Below are 18233 nucleotides of genomic sequence, written 5' to 3'. Positions count from 1 at the left end.
GGATCAAACCGCCGGCACGCCCCCCTCGAGCACGGTCACGAACCACTCCTGGTCGATGTTTCCGCCGCAAAGGATGACCGCGACCTTCTTGCCCTGCATCCGGTCGCGTTCCCGTATCAGGGCCGCCAACGGCGCCGCCCCCGCCCCCTCGGCGAGGTTGTGGGTGTCGGTGTAGTAGGCGCGGATCGCTCCGGCGACCTCGGCGTCCGACACGGTCAGGATGCGCGCGGCCTTTTCCCCGTAGATCGCCAGTGCCTCCGGAACGGGCACGCGGACCGCCATGCCGTCGGCGAAGGTGCGGGCGCTGTCGGTCTCGATCGGGCGCCCGGCCTCGACCGAAAGCTTGGCGGTCGGCGCGTTCTCCGAGACGACGCCGATCACCTCGGCCTTGGCGCCCAGCGCGTCGCGGGCGGCGATGGTGCCGCAGATGCCCGAGCCGCAGCCGATGGGCACATAGACCGCATCGAGGTCCGGCACGGCGGTGAAGAGCTCGTAGCCATAGGTCGCCACACCCCGGACAAGCTCGCGGTGGAAAGGCGGCACGATGAACAGGTTCTCCTCGGCCGCGACGCGGTAGGCTTCCTCCCGCGCGGTGTCGAAATCCTCGCCGAACTCGATCAGCTCGGCCCCGAAGGCCCGCATCGCGGAATTCTTCTCGACCGAATTGCCGCGCGGCACGTAGACCTTCGCCGTCAGCCCCGCCCTGGTCGCGGCCCAGGCCTGTCCCTGCCCGTGGTTGCCGCGCGTCGCGGTGCAGATACCTGTCACCTCCGGGTGCGTCCGCGTCAGCCAGTCGATGAAGGTCAGCGCGCCGCGCACCTTGAACGAGCCGGTGGGGGTGTGGTTCTCGTGCTTCACGAACACCTCGGCGCCGACGCGCTCGGCCAGGAGCGGCCATGCATGCTGCGGCGTTGGAAACATCGTGGCGGTGACGAGGGCATGGGCGGCCTCGAGCTCGTCCTTGGTGAATTGCATGTCCGTCTCCTTCAGGGCGCGGCCCAAGCCTCGCGCGGGCCGGGCATGCTTGCAAGCCCGGCCGCGAACGCCTAGCCCGGGAAGCGAACAACGGAGGCGCACATGACCATTCTCATCACCGGGGCCAATCGCGGGATCGGCGCGGGACTGGCCGAAGCCTACCGCGCGCGCGGCCAGGACGTGATCGCGGCGGCCCGCACAGGCGGCGACGCGGCCGTCGACGTGACCGACCCGGCCTCCGTCGCGGCGCTGGCGGAAGGTCTGGCGGACCGGACGCTCGACCTCCTCGTCTGCAATGCGGGCATCTATCAGGACAAGGGCGAGCGGCTGGAGGACGGGTTCGGGGCGGACCTCTGGGCGCGCACCTTCGCGGTCAACGTGACGGGGGTTTTCCTGACGGTGCAGGCGTTCCTCCCGCATCTGTCCCGCGCCTCGGCACCGAAGATCGCCATCGTGTCGAGCCAGATGGGGTCGAACATGCGGGCGAACGGGGGAAGCTACATCTACCGTGCCTCGAAGGCGGCGGCGACCAACCTGGGGCGGAACCTCGCCCGCGACCTCGCCCCGCGCGGCATCGCGGTGGGCATCTACCACCCCGGCTGGGTCCGGACGGACATGGGTGGATCGGAGGCCGACATCACGCTCAGTGAAAGCGTCGAGGGCCTCGTGGCGCGGTTCGACGCTCTGTCGGCCGCGACGACGGGAGAGTTCCTGACCTGGGACGGACGTGAACATCCGTTCTGACCGCGGCGTCGCGATGCGTATTTGGGGAAAGATGAAGGAGGGGCCGCGCGACATGACGGGCCTTGCGGCACGGGGCCGCGGGCCGTAAGAGGCGCGGCGATCCCGCCCGGAGGCGATCCGTGGGCGGCAAGGCGAAGGACCGGGGGCCAGATGCCCATTCTCGTGATGAAGTTCGGCGGCACGTCCGTCGCCACGCTCGACCGCATCCGACGGGCCGCAAAGCGTGTCGGGCGCGAGGTCGCCAACGGCTACGACGTGATCGTGATCGTCTCGGCCATGGCGGGCAAGACGAACGAACTCGTGGGCTGGGTCGAGGAGACCTCGCCGCTCTTCGACGCTCGGGAATACGATGCCGTGGTCTCCTCGGGCGAGAACGTGACCGCCGGCCTGATGGCGCTGACGCTGCAGGAGATGGACGTGCCCGCGCGGTCCTGGCAGGGCTGGCAGGTGCCGGTGCAGACGACCTCGGCCCATGCCTCGGCCCGGATCGAGGCGATCCCGCCCGAGAACATCATGGCGAAGTTCGCCGAAGGCATGCGGGTGGCCATCGTCGCGGGCTTCCAGGGGATCAGCCCCGAAGGCCGGATCACGACGCTGGGACGCGGCGGATCGGATACCACCGCGGTGGCTTTCGCCGCCGCCTTCGGGGCCGAGCGCTGCGACATCTACACGGATGTGGACGGGGTCTACACGACCGACCCGCGGATCACGTCGAAGGCCCGCAAGCTTGAGCGGATCGCCTTCGAGGAGATGCTGGAGCTGGCCTCGCTCGGCGCGAAGGTGCTGCAGACGCGATCGGTCGAACTGGCCATGCGCTACAAGGTGAAACTGCGGGTGCTCTCGAGCTTCGAGGAACCCGACGAGAGCGCGGGCACGCTGGTCTGCGCCGAGGAGGACATCGTGGAAAGCAATGTCGTGGCCGGTGTGGCCTATTCGCGCGACGAGGCGAAGCTGACGCTGACGGACGTCGAGGACCGCCCCGGCATCGCCGCGGCGATCTTCGGGCCGCTCGCCGAGGCGGGGGTCAATGTCGACATGATCGTGCAGAACATCTCGGAGGAGGGCATGACCGACATGACCTTCTCCTGCCCGGTGAACGAGGTGAAGCGGGCCGAGAAGGCGCTGGCCGATGCCAAGGCACGCGGCGAGGTCGATTTCGGGGGGATCGTGGCGGATACAGACGTCGCCAAGGTTTCGATCGTCGGCATCGGGATGCGGAGCCACGCGGGCGTCGCGGCCAAGATGTTCAAGACGCTGCGCGACGAGGGGATCAACATCAAGGTGATCACGACCTCCGAGATCAAGGTCAGCGTGCTGATCGACCGGAAGTACATGGAACTGGCCGTGCAGGCGCTGCACGACGCCTTCGGGCTCGACCGGGCGGCGTGAGATCCGCCGCCCGGGGTCGGCTCAGGCAAGCTGCGCCGCCATGAGCCAGGCCGCGGCGGCGAAGGTCGAGGCCGCCACGCGCAGGTGGTTGAGCCGGGTCCAGCGGGCCGCGTAGCCGGGCCAGTAGCCGGACGTTCCCTCGGCGCTGCGAGACAGGTCGTCGAGGCGGGTGTTCATCGGCACGTTGCCAAGGCCGGTGACCGCCATGACGCCGAGAATGTAGGCCCCCGTCCCGGCCACCACCACGACGCGCGCGGCGCCGTCGAGGTGCCAGAGCGCCAGCGCGGCGAGCGCCAGCGATCCCGGCGCGAAGCCCATCAGAAGCCCCATGAAGGCCGAGCGGTAGACGGTGCGGTTCAGCCCCACCATCCCCGCCGCGCCGTGGCCCTCGGGCGCCTCCGCGAGGCCCCGCATGACGAAGTCCGAAAAGCTGAGGAAGACCCCGGCGACAAGCGCCATGAGGAGGCCCGCGGCGGTCAGGAGAATGTCCATGTCCGTGCCTCCCCTCAGCTCGAGAGCCCGACGGCGCGGTGAAGGTAGGTGCGGTCCGCGACCTGCCGGCAGAGGAACCGGGCAAGGTCCGCGCGGCGGATCTTGAGATCCAGCCCGCGGGCCGTGTTGGGCACATCCTCGATCACCGGGCGCTTCGTCGCCGCGTCGGTGAAGGCGCCGGGGCGCACGATGGTCCAGTCGAGGCCCGATGCCTCCACCAGCCGCTCCTGCAGTTCGTGATCGCGGAAGACGGGCGCGAGAAGCGCACCGAACATCACCCTTTTCCACCAGAAGTTCAGCGTGTTCCAGCTGTCGCGCGCGCCGAGCGTCGACTGGACGATCAGCCGCCGGGGCCCGTGGGCCTGCATTGCGCGGATGACGTTCAGCGTGCCGTCCGAGCGGATGCGCGACCTGCGCGACATGCCTGCGCCGAGGACGACGAGGACGGCGTCCTGCCCCTTCACGGCGGCCGAGACGTCGGCGGCGTCCAGCGCGTCGCCCGCGTGGTGCGAGAGCTGTGGGTGGTCGAGGCCGAGCCTTTCGGGATGGCGGGCGAAGGCGGTGACGGCGTGGCCCGAGGCGAGGAGTTCCGAGACGGCGAGTTTGCCGACCGTGCCGGTGGCTCCGAAGACGATGACGTTCATGGCGTGTCCTTTCCTGCAATTTCTTGACACGATGTCAAGTTGACGCCGTGTCAATAACCTGCCACTTTACAGCATGTCAAGAAAATCCGAAGACACCCGCGCCCGCATCCTCGACGTCACGCTCAACCTGCTGGAATCAGGGGCCCCCGAGCGCACGCGTATGTCGGACATCGCGAAGGCCGCGGGGCTTTCGCGGCAGGCGGTCTACCTGCATTTCCCGAATCGCGCGGATCTGCTGATCGCGGCGACGAAGCGCCTCGACGAGAAGGTCGACATCGACGCCACGCTCGCCGAGAGCCGCGCCGCCACGACCGGGGCCGAAAGGCTTCCGGCCTTCATCGCCGCCTGGGGCGGGCATATCCCGGTGATCTACCCGGTGGGCCGGGCCCTGATGGCGATGATGGCGACGGACGCCGAGGCGCGCGCGGCCTGGGAGAACCGGATGGCGGCCGTCCGCCATGGCTGCGCTGCGGCAGTTGCAGCGCTCGCTCGGGACGGCGACCTGCGCCCCGGGCTTACGGAGGAGCGGGCGACGGACCTGCTGGCTGGCCTCCTGTCCGTGTCCCTCTGGGAACACCTGACACAGGCCTGCGGCTGGTCGCAGGAGGACTACATCGACGAGATCCTCCGGCTCGCACGGACGGCCCTGACAGGCCCCGGTTGAACGTTGCGCCGCGCCGCAACCTCGGGCTATGCCTGTCCCTCGGGTCGGCAGCTCAGGACGGGCGCCACGGGATCAGGGGTCGATGGTCCAGCAAAGCGAAAGCGAAAGCCGCAAGCTCCTCTCGCGCTTGCAGGCGGTCATGGCCGAACCTGTCGAGGGACAGGAGCGGCTGGACCGCATCACGCATCTGATCGCCGATTCGATGGGCACAGAGGTGTGTTCGATCTACCTGCTGCGCGACGCCGACACGCTGGAGCTTTGCGCCACGCAGGGCCTTGCGCCGGAAGCAGTCCACGTCACGCGGATGCGGATCGGCGAGGGCCTTGTCGGGCGCGTGGCCAAGCATTCGCGCCCGATCAACACCGCGAACGCCCCGGCCGAGCGCGGCTTCCGCTACATGCCCGAGACCGGAGAGGAACGGTATTCCTCCTTCCTCGGCGTGCCGATCATGCGTCTTGGTGAAAGGCTGGGCGTTCTCGTCGTCCAGTCCAAGGACGAACGCGAATATTCGGACGACGAGGTCTACGCCCTCGAGGTCGTGGCCATGGTGCTGGCCGAAATGACCGAACTCGGCGCGTTCACCGGCGAGGGCGCGGCGCTCAGGGAACGGCACAAGGCGCAGGTGATGCTGCGCGGCGGCTGCGCGCAGGAAGGCGCGGCGATGGGCCATGTCTGGCTGCATGAGCCGCGCGTCGTGGTGACACGCCCGGTGGCCGACGACCCGGCGGTGGAACTCGACCGGCTTCGGGCGGCGGTGGATCGGCTGCGCGTCGATGTCGACCGGATGCTCGACCACGTGGCGCCCGGCGACGCCGAGCAGCGCGAAGTGCTGGAGGCCTACCGCATGTTCGCCCGCTCCCGCGGGTGGATGCGCCGGATGGAGGAGGACATCGCCCGCGGCCTGTCCGCCGAGGCGGCCGTCGAGAAGGAACAGTCCACCGCCCGCGCGCGGATGGAGACGGTGCCCGACGCCTACCTGCGCGACCGGCTGCACGACCTCGACGACCTGTCGAACCGTCTCCTGCGGCTGCTGACGGGACAGGGCCGGGATACCGGCGCGGAACTGCCCGACGATCCGATCCTCGTGGCGCGCAACATCGGGCCGGCGGAGCTTCTGGACTATGGCCGAAGGCTGAAGGGCGTGGTGCTGGAGGAGGGGTCGGTCGGAAGCCATGCCGCGATCGTTGCGCGCGCGCTGGCGATCCCGCTGGTCATCCATGCCAGCCGCATTACGACCGAGGCGCTGAACGGCGATTTCATCCTCGTGGACGGGGACGAGGGCGTGGTGCACCTCCGCCCCGAAGACGCCGTCGCCTCGGCCTTCCGCGACAAGCTCGCCATGCAGGCCGCGGCGCAGGAGCGCTACGCCTCGATCCGGGACAAGCCGGCCGAGGCGCTGTGCGGCACGGTCGTGTCGCTGCACATGAACGCAGGGCTGATGGCCGACCTGCCCTCGCTTCCGTCCTCGGGGGCGGAGGGCGTGGGCCTGTTCCGGACCGAGCTCCAGTTCCTGACCCGCAACAAGGTTCCGCGGCGGGGTGAGCTCGCCGCGCTATATTCCCGCGTGATGGATGCCGCGGGCGGCAAGCGCGTCGTCTTCCGCACGCTCGACATCGGGTCGGACAAGGTCCTGCCCTACATGAAACCCACGGAAGAGCCGAACCCCGCACTTGGCTGGCGCGCGATTCGCGTCGGCCTCGACAAGCCGGGCGTCATGCGGATGCAGCTCCAGGCGCTGATCCGGGCGGCGAATGGCCGGCCGCTGACGGTGATGTTCCCTTTCATCGCGCAGTTCGACGAGTTCACGCAGGCGCGCGACCACCTCCTGCGCGAGCTCGAGCGCGAGGCGGCGCTGGGGCGTGTGCTGCCGGAAAGCCTTCAGATCGGCGCGATGCTCGAGACGCCCTCCCTCGGCTTCGCACCCCGGCAGTTCTACGAGTTGGCCGATTTCATCTCGATCGGCGGCAACGACCTCAAGCAGTTCTTCTTCGCCGCCGACCGCGAGAACGAGCGGGTGCGCCGGCGCTACGACACGCTGAACGTCTCCTACCTGACCTTCATCGAGCAGATCGTGAACCGTTGCGCCGAGACGGGCACGGCGCTCAGTTTCTGCGGCGAGGATGCCGGCCGCCCCGTCGAGGCGGTCTGCTTCGCGGCGATGGGCCTCAGGTCCCTGTCGATGCGACCGGCCTCCATCGGGCCGGTGAAGTCGCTTCTGCGGCGTGTCGACCTGCAGGAGGCGCGCGCGGTCATCGACCATGCACGGGGAAGCGGGGCGCAATCGGTGCGGCCCGTCGTCATGGACTGGCTGCGGCGGAACGCCTGACCCCGCCCCTTGCGGCGCATCCGGACGACGCGTAAGCCTGTCTCGGCCAACGGATGCGGGGAAAGGCCCCGGAAACGCGCCGGACCGCCCCGCCCCGATGCACAACGCTCCGATCCTGAAACCGAAGATCCTGACGACGCTGCCCGAGAGCACGCGGCAAAGCGTGCTGGCGGACCTCGTGGCAGGCGTGACCGTCGCCATGGTCGCCCTGCCCCTCAGCCTCGCCATTGCCATCGCCTCGGGCGCGCCGCCCGCGACCGGCCTCGTGACCGCCATTGTCGCGGGCTTCCTGATCTCCGCGCTCGGCGGAAGCCGGGTGCAGATCGGCGGGCCGACCGGCGCCTTCATCGTGGTCGTTCATGGCGTGATCGCGACGCACGGCTTCGACGGCCTCGTGCTGGCAACGCTGATGGCGGGGATCATCCTCGTCGTCGCGGGCCTCCTGCGGGCCGGAAGCCTGATCCGTCTCGTGCCCGAGCCCGTCATAAACGGCTTCACCATCGGCATCGCCGCGATCATCGCGCTGAGCCAGCTGCCCGACGCCTTCGGAATGACCCTGGCAGAGGGTACGCCGGCGGACGTGCTGGAACGTCTGCCCGCGCTCTGGGCGGCGCGCGATACCGTGGATGTCGCGAGCCTCGCCCTCGGGTTCGGCACCATCGCGGCCATCGTGGCGCTCCGCCGAGCCTTTCCGCGGTTTCCGGGCCTGATCCTCGCGGTGGCCGGGGCCTCGGCCGCGGTCGCCCTCTTCGGCCTGCCGGTCGATACGATCGGGGCGCGCTTCGGCGCCCTGCCCGCCACCCTGCCCGCACCTGCCATTCCGGAGATCACGTCGGCCCGGCTTGTGGAGCTGCTGCCCTCGGCCCTCATCATCGCCTTCCTCGCAGGCGTCGAGTCGCTCCTTTCGGCCATGGTCGCGGACCGGATGGTGGCGGGCAGACACCGGCCGAGCGCCGAGATCCTCGCGCAGGGCGTTGCCAATATCGGCTCGGCGCTGATGGGCGGACTGCCGGCCACCGGGGCCATCGCCCGGACGGCGACGAACGTGCGCGCGGGGGGGCGGACGCCGCTGGCAGGCATCTTTCATGCACTGACGATCCTTTGCGTCATGTGGGCCGCGGCCCCCCTCGCGGGATACCTCGCGATGCCCGCGCTGGCGGGGCTTCTCCTCGTGACCGCCTGGAACATGAGCGAACCGCAGCACTGGCGGGGCTACCTGACCGAGGGGCGGATCTCAGACCGGGTGCTTCTCGTGCTGACGCTGGTGCTCACGGTCTTCGCCGACCTGACGGTCGCCATCGGGGTCGGCGTGACGCTCGGCCTCGCGCTGAGGCTCCGCCGGCGCGAGGTCCCGCCGGCCGACTGGACGCCGCCGGACCGGTAGGGGTAGACCGTGCCGGGGCATGGTGGGCGGACCGCCCACCCTACGGGCATGCGGGAGGCGACATGGAAGCGGGCGATTTCGGTGACTGGGACGTGATCGTGGTCGGCGCGGGGTCGGCGGGCTGCGTCCTGGCGAACCGGCTGTCGGCCGATCCGACGCGGAAGGTCCTGCTTCTCGAGGCGGGCGGCAGCGACAGGCGCCTCTGGGTCCATGTTCCCGTGGGCTACCTCTACGCGATGGGCGACCCCTCGCTCGACTGGTGCCTCAAGACCGAGCCCGACCCCGGCCTGAACGGCAGGTCGCTGAACTACCCGCGCGGCAAGGTGCTCGGCGGATGCTCCTCCATCAACGGCATGATCTACATGCGGGGCCAAGCCCGGGACTACGATCTGTGGCGGCAGATGGGCAATCCCGGCTGGGGCTGGGACGATGTCCTGCCGTACTTCCGGCGGTCCGAGGCACACCACGCCGGCGCCGACGCCGAGCATGGCGGCGAGGGCGAGTTGCGGGTCGAGAAGCAGCGGCTCTCCTGGCCGATCCTCGATGCGGTGGCGGAGGCGGCCGGAGAACTGGGCATCCCGCGCACGGAGGACTTCAACCGGGGCGACAACGAGGGCGCGGGATATTTCGAGGTAAACCAGAAGGGCGGCCTGCGCTGGAACGCGCGGCGCGCCTTTCTCGACCCTGCACGCAAGCGGCCGAACCTCAGGATCGTGACGGGGGCCGAAGTCGCGCGCCTGACCTTCGAGGGCCGGCGCGCAACCGGCGTCGTCTTCGTGCAGGACGGCGCGGCCTTCCATGCGCGGGCGGGCGGCGAGGTGGTGCTGGCCGCCGGCGCCATCGGCACGCCGAAAATACTGGAGCTGTCCGGCATCGGGCGGGCGGACCTCCTGCAGGGGCTAGGCATCGACGTCGTTCAGGATACCCAAGGCGTGGGCGAGAACCTCGCCGACCACCTGCAGATCCGCACCATCTTCCGCATCGAGGGCGCGCGGACGCTGAACGACTGGTACGCAAGCCCATGGGGCAAGCTGAAGATCGGGCTCGACTACGCGCTCAAGCGATCGGGGCCATTGGCCATGGCGCCCTCGCAATTCGGCATCTTCACGCGGTCCTCACCCGAGCACGAGACGCCGAACATCGAGTATCACGTTCAGCCGCTGTCTCTCGACGCCTTCGGGCAGCCGCTCCACCGCTTCCCGGCGCTCACCGTCTCGGTCTGCAACCTGCGGCCCGAAAGCCGGGGCTCGGTGCACGTCGCGGGCCCCGACCCGAGGTCGCCGCCCGAGATCCGGCCGAACTACCTCTCCGCGCCCGCCGATCAGCGGGTGGCGGTAGACTCGATCCGGCACGCACGCGCGCTCATGGCGACGCGGCGCATGGCCGAGTTCCGCCCGATAGAGATCAAGCCAGGGCCGCAAGTCGACGGCGAGGAGGCGCTGCTTCGGGCGGCGGGCGACATCTCGACGACGATCTTCCATCCCGTCTCGACCGCGCGGATGGGAAGCGATCCGGGAGCGGTGGTGAGCCCCGAGCTCACGGTCAACGGGATCGGCGGCCTATCCGTCGCCGATGCCTCGGTGATGCCGGCGATCACCAGCGGGAACACCCATGCACCGGTCACGATGATTGCCGAGAAGGCCTCCGACATGATCCGCGCGCGCCTGCGCTGAGGGCCGGATTGCGTATTTCGGGAAAGATGAAGACCTGGGCGCGTCCTGAACTTCATCTTTCTTCAAATACGCATGCCTCGTCCGGCCTCAATGCGCCCAGCGCGTGACCTTGCCCGCAACCCCCTCCCACGCGCCGATCCCCAGGACGCGGGCGGGGTTGGTGGGCGGCGGCATCTCGACACCGTCGAGCCGGGCGAAGCCGAAGCGCCGGTAATAGGGCTCGTCGCCCACCAGCATCACGCGCGGCCAGCGGGCCGCCTCGGCCCGATGCAGCCCCTCGCGGATCAGCGCGCCGCCAAGCCCCTCGCCCTGCCGGGTCGGGTGCACGGCCACGGGGCCGAGAAGGAGCGCCTCGTGCCGGCCGACGCGCACGGGCCAGAACCGGATCGCGCCGCCGAGGATGCCGAGATCGTCGCGCGCCACGAGGCAGAGGTCGCGCACGGGCGGAACGCCGTCGCGCAGCCTGTAGGACGAAAGCGCCTCGCGTCCCGGCGCGAAACAGAGGTCGTAAAGCGCCTCGACCTCCCACTTGTCCTGGGGTTCTTCGCGGAGAAAGTCGTACACAGGGTCTGCCGTCTGCCCCCAGAAAGACTCTGGTCTTTGCCTCTGGCCACGGGCGTATCACGCGGCTACCCCTTTGCCAAACCGCGAGGAGGTACAGGAAGACATGTTCTATCGACCGCAGGACGGCCACGGCCTTCCGCACAACCCGTTCAACGCCATCGTGACGCCGCGCCCCATCGGCTGGATCTCGACGCGGGGTGCGGACGGGTCCGAGAACCTCGCGCCCTACTCGTTCTTCAACGCGGTCGCCTACGTGCCGCCGCAGGTCATGTTCGCCTCGACCTCCGCCAAGGAGGACCGGGGCGACACCAAGGACAGTGTCGCGAATATCCGCGAAACCGGAGTCTTCTGCGTGAACATCGTGGAATACGCGATGAAGGATGCGATGAACCTGACATCCGGCCCATGGCCGAAGGAGACCGACGAGTTCGAGCTGGCGGGGATCGAGCGCGCCGCCTGCGAGACGATCCCCTGTTCGCGCGTGGCGGGGGCACCCGCGAACCTCGAATGCAGGATGACCCAGATCGTGAAGCTGGAGGGGGAGGCGAATTTCGCGGTCTTCGGGGAGGTGATCGGCGTCCACATGCGCGACGATTGCGTGATCGACGGGGTCTTCGACGTGCTGCGGTTCAACCCGCTGACGCGGATGGGATACCGCGACTATTCGGTGATCCGCGAGAAGTTCAGCCTGAACCGACCCGGGGAGTGACGTCCCCGGCGCCCCGCGCGGCGGCGGGCGCCGCGATGCGTATTTGCGGAAAGATGAAGCAACGGCGGGGTTTGCGGCCGCCCCGCGCTTGCACCGCGGGCCCGCGGATGGTTGCCTAGCGCAGGCGCGACGTCAGCAACGGGGGAAGACCTGCCATGGAAACCATGATCGGCGTGATCGGCGGATCCGGCGTCTACCAGATCGACGGGCTGGACGATGCGGAGTGGGTCGACGTGGCAAGCCCCTTCGGCACGCCTTCGGACCAGGTCCTGACCGGCAGGCTCGGCGGCGTGCGGATGGCCTTCCTGCCGCGCCACGGGCGGGGGCATGTGCATTCGCCGACCTCCGTGCCCTACCGCGCCAACATCGACGCGCTGAAGCGGCTGGGCGTCACCGACGTGATCTCGGTCTCGGCCTGCGGGTCCTTCCGCGAGGAGATGGCTCCCGGGGACTTCGTGATCGTGGACCAGTTCATCGACCGCACCTTCGGGCGGGAGAAGAGCTTTTTCGGCGAGGGTCTCGTGGCCCATGTCTCGGTCGCACACCCGACCTGTCCGCGCCTGTCGGAGGCCTGCGCCATGGCCGCCCGCGCGGCGGGCGTGACGGTGCACGAGGGCGGCACCTACCTTGCCATGGAGGGGCCGCAGTTCTCCAGCCTCGCCGAGTCGAAGCTCTACCGCGAGGTCTGGGGCTGCGACGTGATCGGCATGACCAACATGCCCGAGGCCAAGCTCGCCCGCGAGGCCGAGCTCTGCTACGCCTCGGTGGCGATGGTCACGGATTACGACAGCTGGCACCCGCATCACGGCGAAGTGGACATCGCCGAGATCATCGCGACGCTTTCGGGCAATGCCGACAAGGCGCGCGCGATGGTGGCGGGCCTTCCGGCCCTTCTCGGGGCGGCGCGCCTGCCCTGCCCCCATGGCTGCGACCGCGCGCTCGACACCGCGATCCTGACCGCCCCCGACAGGCGCGACCCGGCCATGGTCGAGAAGCTCTCGGCCATCGCGGGCCGTGTCCTTTGACGCGTCGGGCCCTGGTCCTGGGTGCCGACGGCTTCATCGGCCGCTACATCATCCACCACCTGCGCGATGCCGGCTGGGACGTGCTCGCCTCGGCCCGGCGCGTCTCGCGGCTGGAGCGGATGGGCTTCGCGGTCCTGCAGGCAGACCTGGCGGATCCCGCGACGCATGATGCGGCCTTCTGGGCGCCGCACCTGGCGGACGGGCGCGCGGTGGTGAACGCGGCCGGCCTCCTGACCGGCAGCGAGGCAGCGTTCCGCGGGGTGCATGTCGCAGCACCACGCGCGGCCTATGCCGCCCGTGCCGCAGGGGCGCCGGCGCTCCTGCTCTCGGCCGTGGGGCTCGAGGCCGACACGCCCTTCGCCCACTGGCGGCGGGAGGGCGAGGCCGTCGCGGCCGAGGCGGGCGCCACGATCCTGCGGGCGGGCCTCGTGCTCGGCGACACGTCCTATGGCGGCAGTTCGCTGGCCCGTGCGCTGGCGGCGCTGCCCGTCGTGACGCCGGTGGTGGGCGACGGGCAACAGGTGTTCAACCCGATCCATGCGCGCGACCTTTCGCGCGTGATCGCGGCCTGTCTCGACACGCCGCCGCCACCCGGACCGCAGGATATCGGCGGGCCCGAACGGATCACCCAGGCCGGACTTCTGGGTCTCCTGCGCGGCTGGATGGGACTTGCTCCGGTGCCGGTCCTGCGCATTCCCCTGCCCATGGCGCGGACACTCGGACGGGTCGGGGACTTGCTACGGCTGGGGCCCGTATCGCTGACCGCGGTCACGCAGCTGGCGCGCGGGGTCGAGGCAGACGAGACGGCGCTGACCCGGCAACTCGGCCTCGCTCCGGACGGCGTGAGCCGCTTCGCCACGGCGAGGCCGGCGGGCACGCAGGACCTCTGGCATGCGCGGCTCTACCTGATGCGACCGGTCCTGAGGCTGACGCTCGCCTTCCTGTGGCTCTTCTCGGGGCTTCTCGGGTTGTTCCTGCCGTCGGCGCAATTCCTGCCGCTGGTCGAGGGCAGCCCGGTGCCCGATGCGGCCTGGATCGCGATGGCGCGGCTTGGCGGAGTGGCGGACCTGGTGCTTGTCGGGCTGCTCCTGCGGAACTGGCGGCCACGATTGACGGGAATCTTCCAGCTGGGTCTCGTGGGCGCCTACACGATCTCCTTCAGCTTCATCGCGCCGGAGTTGTGGTTCCTGCCGCTGGGGGGGCTGCAGAAGAACCTGCCGATCCTCGCCCTGATCCTCGTGTGGATGGTGCTGGAGGACGAGCGGTGATCGACCCCTACCTCCTCGCCAAGTGGCTGCACATCCTGTCGGCCACGGTCCTGTTCGGAACCGGGATCGGAACGGCGTTCCAGATGGTCTGGGTGATGTGGCGCGGCGATCCCGTGCAGGTGCAGGGCGTGGCGGCGGGCGTGGTCGTGGCCGACTGGCTGTTCACGACGCCGGCGGGGATCGTACAGCCCGCGACGGGCCTCTGGCTCGTCTGGTTGGCCGGCTACCCGCTGACGGCGCCGTGGTTGGTGGTGACCTACGCGCTCTATGCGGTCGCCTTCGCCTGCTGGGTGCCGGTCGTGCGGCTGCAGATCCGCATCCGCGATCTCGCGCGGGAGGCAGCCGCGGCGGGCGCCCCCCTGCCGCCCGAGGCGCGCGCCGCCTACCGGCTCTGGTTCGCGCTTGGCTGGCCTGCCTTCGCGGCGCTTCTGGTCGTCTTCTGGCTGATGGTGACACGGCCCCCGCTTTGGGGTTGAGTGGCGGCATCGGCACGGGAGACCGGCAATGCAGCTCGACACATGGCTCGCCTTCGTGGCGGCCTCCGCGGTTCTCCTCGTCATTCCGGGGCCGACCGTGCTGCTTGTCGTGTCCTACGCGTTGAGCCAGGGCCGGCGCGTCGCGTTTTCCACGGCGGGGGGCGTGGCGCTCGGCTATCTCGTGACCATGACGGCCTCGCTGGCGGGACTGGGCGCGCTGGTCCTCGCTTCGGCCACGGCCTTCACCTGGCTCAAGTGGGTCGGCGCGGTCTACCTCGTCTGGCTTGGCGTCCGCCTGATCCGCTCGGCCGGGACGGACGATGCGCGCTTCGCGGCGTCCGGTCCGGTCACGGCGCGGAGGACCTTCGTCCACGCAGCGGGAGTGACGGCACTGAACCCCAAGTCCATCGCGTTCTTCGTGGCCTTCGTGCCGCAGTTCCTGAACCCGTCCGCGCCCCTCCTGCCGCAATTCGTAACGATGATCGCGAGTTTCGTGACGCTCGCCACGCTCAACGCGCTGTCGTTCGCCTTCGTGGCGGACGCGATGCGGGCGCGGCTTCTGGCGCCGGGCGCCATAGCCTGGCTCACCCGCGCGGGCGGCGTGTCGCTGATCGCGATGGGCCTGCTGACGGCATCGCTCAGACGGGTGCAGGGGTGAGAGAGGCGGGGCTGGACAGGTCCACGCTCCGGCGGCTTCTGGGGGTGGAGGCATGGCCCGTTGACCCGGTGCCGGCGCGTATTCGGGAGGTGTGCGACCACGGCGCCTTCCTCCGGGAGGAGCTGATCCTCGACACCGACCGCGGCCCGATACCCGCGACAGGGCTGCGGCCAGCGGGGGACGGCCCATTTCCCGCGATCCTCTATTGCCACGCCCATGGCAATGCCTGGGAGATCGGGCGCCGCGAACTCATGGAGGGGCGGCGCGCGCTCCCCTCCGGGGCCTATGGGCCGGTTCTGGCAGCGGCGGGATACGTGGTTCTCTGCCTCGACATGACCGGCCATGGGGAGCGGCAGGGCGACGGCCCGGAAGGCGCGCTTGCGAAGGCCGCGCTCTGGAGGGGCGAGACCCTTCTCGGCCGGATGCTCGGGGACCTCGCCCAAGGGCTGTGCATCCTCGCGGAGGATCCACGGGTCGATGCGGACCGGATCGGCACCCTGGGGCTTTCGATGGGGGCGACGCATGCCTACTGGCTCGCCGCGCTCGATGACCGGGTGGCGGCGGCGGCGCACCTCTGCGCCTTCGCGGACATGGGGCCACTGATCGCCGGCGGGGGCCACGACCTCCACGGTATCTACATGACCGTCCCCAGCCTGCTGCGGCACGGCGACATGGGGGGGGTCGCGTCCCTGATCGCGCCGCGCCCGCAGCTGGTCTGCGCCGGGCTGGCCGATCCGCTGACCCCGCCCGAAGCGTTCGACCCGGCGCTCGCCAGGCTTCGCGCAGCTTATGCCGAAATGCATGCCGACGAACGGCTCGAGGTTGTCACAGACGGCCCGGGCGGACATGTCGAGACCCCGGAGATGCGCGCAGCCGTCCTGCGGTTCCTCAGCGAGGCGCTCGGGCCATGATCGGTTTTCGGCGTCCGCGTTCTCTTCGCCACAGGATGCGGGCCGCGCTCGGGCAGACGCTTGATCCCGGGCGCGCGGCTTGCGATCACATCGGCATGTGGCGCAAGGCTGTCATGGTCGCGGTCCTATCCTTCCTCCTCCTGCCAAGGGCGGGCGGGGCACAGGAATACATCGCCGTGCCAGACCTTGTCTCGGACGAGGCCTTCTACCGCATGGTCGCCTGCGCCGCCCCTCCCGGCGGCGACTGCGCCAAGCCGTTCATCTGGTGGCCGGTCGAGCGCCGCCTGAGGCTGCGCGTGGGCATCGCCCAGATCTCCGAGACCTTCGTGAATTACCGTTTCGACCTGGTGGACCGCGCCCTCGATCTGGCCATCGCCGAGATCAATGGGGCGGGGGCGCACCTGTTCCTGGAACGCGCCTTCGAGGGTCCCTTCGACGTCCCCGTCTACCTGGTCGACACCCCCCAGGGCGGCGAGATCTCGGGCACCAGCGTACCAGACCTCGACGGATCGGAAATCTCGATCGGGCGCGTCGCCATCCGGTCGCGCGGCGACGAGATCACGAGTGCTGCCATCGCCATTTCCGCCGACATCCAGCGGCGCGAGATCGCCTCGGTCGTGCTGGAGGAACTGGTGCAGTCACTCGGCCTCGTGACCGATATCGTCTCGCCCGCCTACGAGGATTCGATCTTCTCGGAGAACGGGAACTCCGTGACCCGGCTGCGCGGCCAGGACGCCGCCGCGCTGCGCCGCCATTATCCCCGCCTCTGACGGCCGCCTCCCATGGCCGCATTCCGAAAGGCTCTGCCACGATGCTCGATACCAAGGTTGTCCAGGACTACATCCGCACGATCCCCGATTTTCCGCATGAAGGGATCCTGTTCCGGGACGTCACCACGTTGTTCCAGGACCCGCGTGGCTTCCGCCTTGCTGTGGACCAGCTGCTCGCGCCCTTCGTGGGCCAGCGCATCGACCTCGTCGCCGGGCTCGAGGCGCGCGGTTTCATCCTCGGCGGCGCGGTGGCGCATCAGTTGTCCAAGGGGTTCGTGCCGATCCGCAAGAAGGGCAAGCTGCCGGCCGCCACGATCGAGCAGGAATACGAACTGGAATACGGCCGCGCCATCGTCGAGATTCACGACGACGCGGTGGAACCGGGCCAGAAAGTCCTGCTGGTCGACGACCTCCTGGCGACAGGGGGCACCGCGGAGGCGGGCATCCGCCTGATCGAGCGGCTCGGCGGCGAGGTCGTGGGCTGCGCCTTCGTCGTGGATCTGCCCGATATCGGGGGGCGGAAACGGCTGGAGGACATGGGCATGTCCGTCCACGCCATCTGCACCTACGAGGGCCTCTGAGAGGCGAAGGCCGCAAGGATCTCCGTATCGCTCATCTCGGCCCCGCCCAGACGCACGCCCTCGCAGATCACCGAGAAGGTGGCACCCGGACTGACCGCCCGCGCCCGAGCCTGCTCGGGGCAGGTCAGCCGGTCGCGCCGAACCACGATGCCCGCTTCGGCCGCGCGCGCGACGAGCCGCGCGGCGCGGGTCTCGAGCGCGGGGCTTTCGCCCGTCGTTTGAAGGATGCAGCCGGGCCCGAGCGATGCGCCCCGGGCCTTCCAGTCGCGCGGAAAACGCGGCATCGCCACGGGACCTTGCAGGATCCGCGCCACGAGCCGGGCGCCGCCCGGTCCCCGGTCGAGCGCAAGCCAGCCGCGTCCGGGCGCGACGCCGGGGGCGATCAGGCCTTCTTCGGCTCCGACGATGGCCAGTACGCTGGTGAACCCGTAGAACCGGGCGAAATCGACGACGCCGTCCCAGAGCCTTTCGGCCGCGACGCGCGGCGCGCCGTTTGCATCGACACGCAGATCATGGACCACCACGGCGTCTTCCAGCCCCTCGATCGGTCGCCAGCTGAGGCGTCCGGGTTGAAACAGGACGATCCCGCACTGGGGCGGTGGCAGCATGCGGATCTGAAGCCCCTCGTCGAACCGGGCCATGAGCCAGGCACGGTCGAAGGGGGCATGGGCCGCGCCGAGCTGCCGATCTACGCCCGGAAAGGATGTCCGGTCGAATGTCGGCGGCGACACGGTCACCAGATCGCGAAGGCTCCGCGGCATGGCGGTCTCCTCCAATGGCATTGCGCGCGCTTCGCACTGAAGATGCCGCATCACGGACCGGGCCACCTTGATCTGTCGCAAAGCGTCTGGACCGCGCGCCTTAACGCCCTGTTAAGCAATTCCTGACAAACATGGACGGGCCCGACGGTCGAAGACCTTGGGCCTCTTCTGCGACTTGCAGCGACGAGACGGCTGCGTGCCCTACCCCACACCTGCGAC

General features: G+C 69.7%; 19 protein-coding genes. 14 read left to right on the top strand and 5 right to left on the bottom strand.

Going from position 1 to position 18233, the window contains the following annotated elements; genetic code table 11:
* Positions 1–3 precede the first annotated feature (3 nt).
* The gene (locus tag N8I71_RS14060; protein ID WP_262878642.1) at positions 4–975 is read right to left on the bottom strand and encodes a threonine dehydratase; all 972 of its coding nucleotides are present in this window, start codon (positions 973–975) and stop codon (positions 4–6) included.
* A gap of 102 nt (positions 976–1077) precedes the next feature.
* Between N8I71_RS14060 and N8I71_RS14055 the strand changes: the two genes are divergently transcribed.
* Together N8I71_RS14055 and N8I71_RS14050 are read left to right on the top strand one after the other, a co-directional pair.
* Positions 1078–1719 carry an SDR family oxidoreductase gene (locus N8I71_RS14055; RefSeq protein ID WP_262878641.1) on the top strand — a complete coding sequence of 214 codons (642 nt, stop codon included), beginning with the start codon at positions 1078–1080 and terminating at the stop codon, positions 1717–1719.
* Positions 1720–1869: 150 nt separating this feature from the next.
* Positions 1870–3108 carry an aspartate kinase gene (locus N8I71_RS14050; RefSeq protein ID WP_262878640.1) on the top strand — a complete coding sequence of 413 codons (1239 nt, stop codon included), beginning with the start codon at positions 1870–1872 and terminating at the stop codon, positions 3106–3108.
* Between the two features lie 21 nt (positions 3109–3129).
* Here N8I71_RS14050 and N8I71_RS14045 read toward each other — a convergent pair whose 3' ends face one another.
* Positions 3130–3600 carry an anthrone oxygenase family protein gene (locus N8I71_RS14045; RefSeq protein ID WP_262878639.1) on the bottom strand — a complete coding sequence of 157 codons (471 nt, stop codon included), beginning with the start codon at positions 3598–3600 and terminating at the stop codon, positions 3130–3132.
* A gap of 14 nt (positions 3601–3614) precedes the next feature.
* Positions 3615–4244: an NAD(P)-dependent oxidoreductase gene (locus tag N8I71_RS14040; RefSeq protein WP_262878638.1), complete on the bottom strand. Its 630-nt coding sequence runs from the start codon at positions 4242–4244 to the stop codon at positions 3615–3617.
* 73 nt (positions 4245–4317) lie between these two features.
* Between N8I71_RS14040 and N8I71_RS14035 the strand changes: the two genes are divergently transcribed.
* The 4 genes from N8I71_RS14035 (at position 4318) to N8I71_RS14020 (ending at position 10291) form a co-directional block, all read left to right on the top strand.
* A complete protein-coding gene (locus N8I71_RS14035) occupies positions 4318–4908 on the top strand; it encodes a TetR/AcrR family transcriptional regulator (RefSeq protein ID WP_262878637.1) in 591 nt (196 codons plus the stop codon).
* An 82-nt stretch (positions 4909–4990) separates the two neighbouring features.
* Entirely contained in the window at positions 4991–7234 is a 2244-nt protein-coding gene (gene ptsP / locus N8I71_RS14030) for a phosphoenolpyruvate--protein phosphotransferase (RefSeq protein ID WP_262878636.1), read from the top strand.
* 97 nt (positions 7235–7331) lie between these two features.
* Complete coding sequence (locus tag N8I71_RS14025) at positions 7332–8618, top strand: SulP family inorganic anion transporter (protein ID WP_262878635.1); 1287 nt, start codon at positions 7332–7334, stop codon at positions 8616–8618.
* Between the two features lie 62 nt (positions 8619–8680).
* Entirely contained in the window at positions 8681–10291 is a 1611-nt protein-coding gene (locus N8I71_RS14020) for a GMC family oxidoreductase (RefSeq protein WP_262878634.1), read from the top strand.
* Positions 10292–10378: 87 nt separating this feature from the next.
* Here the strand turns inward: N8I71_RS14020 and N8I71_RS14015 are convergent, their stop codons facing one another.
* Positions 10379–10855, bottom strand: a complete 477-nt coding sequence (locus N8I71_RS14015; RefSeq protein ID WP_262878633.1) for a GNAT family N-acetyltransferase — start codon at positions 10853–10855, stop codon at positions 10379–10381.
* A gap of 103 nt (positions 10856–10958) precedes the next feature.
* Between N8I71_RS14015 and N8I71_RS14010 the strand changes: the two genes are divergently transcribed.
* The 8 genes from N8I71_RS14010 to N8I71_RS13975 all read left to right on the top strand — a co-directional run bounded on the left by N8I71_RS14010 (position 10959) and on the right by N8I71_RS13975 (position 17253).
* Entirely contained in the window at positions 10959–11564 is a 606-nt protein-coding gene (locus tag N8I71_RS14010) for a flavin reductase family protein (RefSeq protein ID WP_262878632.1), read from the top strand.
* A gap of 155 nt (positions 11565–11719) precedes the next feature.
* Positions 11720–12589, top strand: a complete 870-nt coding sequence (locus N8I71_RS14005) for an S-methyl-5'-thioadenosine phosphorylase (protein WP_262878631.1) — start codon at positions 11720–11722, stop codon at positions 12587–12589.
* Positions 12586–13857, top strand: coding sequence for an SDR family oxidoreductase (locus N8I71_RS14000; protein ID WP_262878630.1), 1272 nt, complete (start codon positions 12586–12588; stop codon positions 13855–13857). Before N8I71_RS14005 ends, N8I71_RS14000 begins: the two co-directional genes overlap by 4 nt.
* Entirely contained in the window at positions 13854–14333 is a 480-nt protein-coding gene (locus tag N8I71_RS13995) for a DUF2269 family protein (RefSeq protein WP_262878629.1), read from the top strand. The genes N8I71_RS14000 and N8I71_RS13995 overlap by 4 nt, the downstream gene beginning before the upstream one ends.
* Before the next feature lie 28 nt (positions 14334–14361).
* Complete coding sequence (locus N8I71_RS13990; RefSeq protein WP_262878628.1) at positions 14362–14991, top strand: LysE family translocator; 630 nt, start codon at positions 14362–14364, stop codon at positions 14989–14991.
* Complete coding sequence (locus tag N8I71_RS13985; protein ID WP_262878627.1) at positions 14988–15902, top strand: dienelactone hydrolase family protein; 915 nt, start codon at positions 14988–14990, stop codon at positions 15900–15902. The genes N8I71_RS13990 and N8I71_RS13985 overlap by 4 nt, the downstream gene beginning before the upstream one ends.
* A 95-nt stretch (positions 15903–15997) precedes the next feature.
* Positions 15998–16672, top strand: coding sequence for a DUF2927 domain-containing protein (locus N8I71_RS13980; RefSeq protein WP_262878626.1), 675 nt, complete (start codon positions 15998–16000; stop codon positions 16670–16672).
* 41 nt (positions 16673–16713) lie between these two features.
* A complete protein-coding gene (locus N8I71_RS13975) occupies positions 16714–17253 on the top strand; it encodes an adenine phosphoribosyltransferase (RefSeq protein WP_262878625.1) in 540 nt (179 codons plus the stop codon).
* Here the strand turns inward: N8I71_RS13975 and N8I71_RS13970 are convergent.
* Positions 17238–18014, bottom strand: a complete 777-nt coding sequence (locus tag N8I71_RS13970) for a hypothetical protein (RefSeq protein WP_262878624.1) — start codon at positions 18012–18014, stop codon at positions 17238–17240. The genes N8I71_RS13975 and N8I71_RS13970 overlap by 16 nt on opposite strands.
* Positions 18015–18233: the final 219 nt, after the last annotated feature.

Origin of the sequence: Roseicyclus sediminis (assembly GCF_025515305.1) — a bacterium.
In the GTDB taxonomy this organism is placed as follows: Bacteria; Pseudomonadota; Alphaproteobacteria; order Rhodobacterales; family Rhodobacteraceae; genus Roseibacterium; species Roseibacterium sediminis.
The sequence above is the reverse complement of the archived record's forward strand: the minus strand, read 5'-3'. Positions and strand labels throughout refer to the sequence as shown.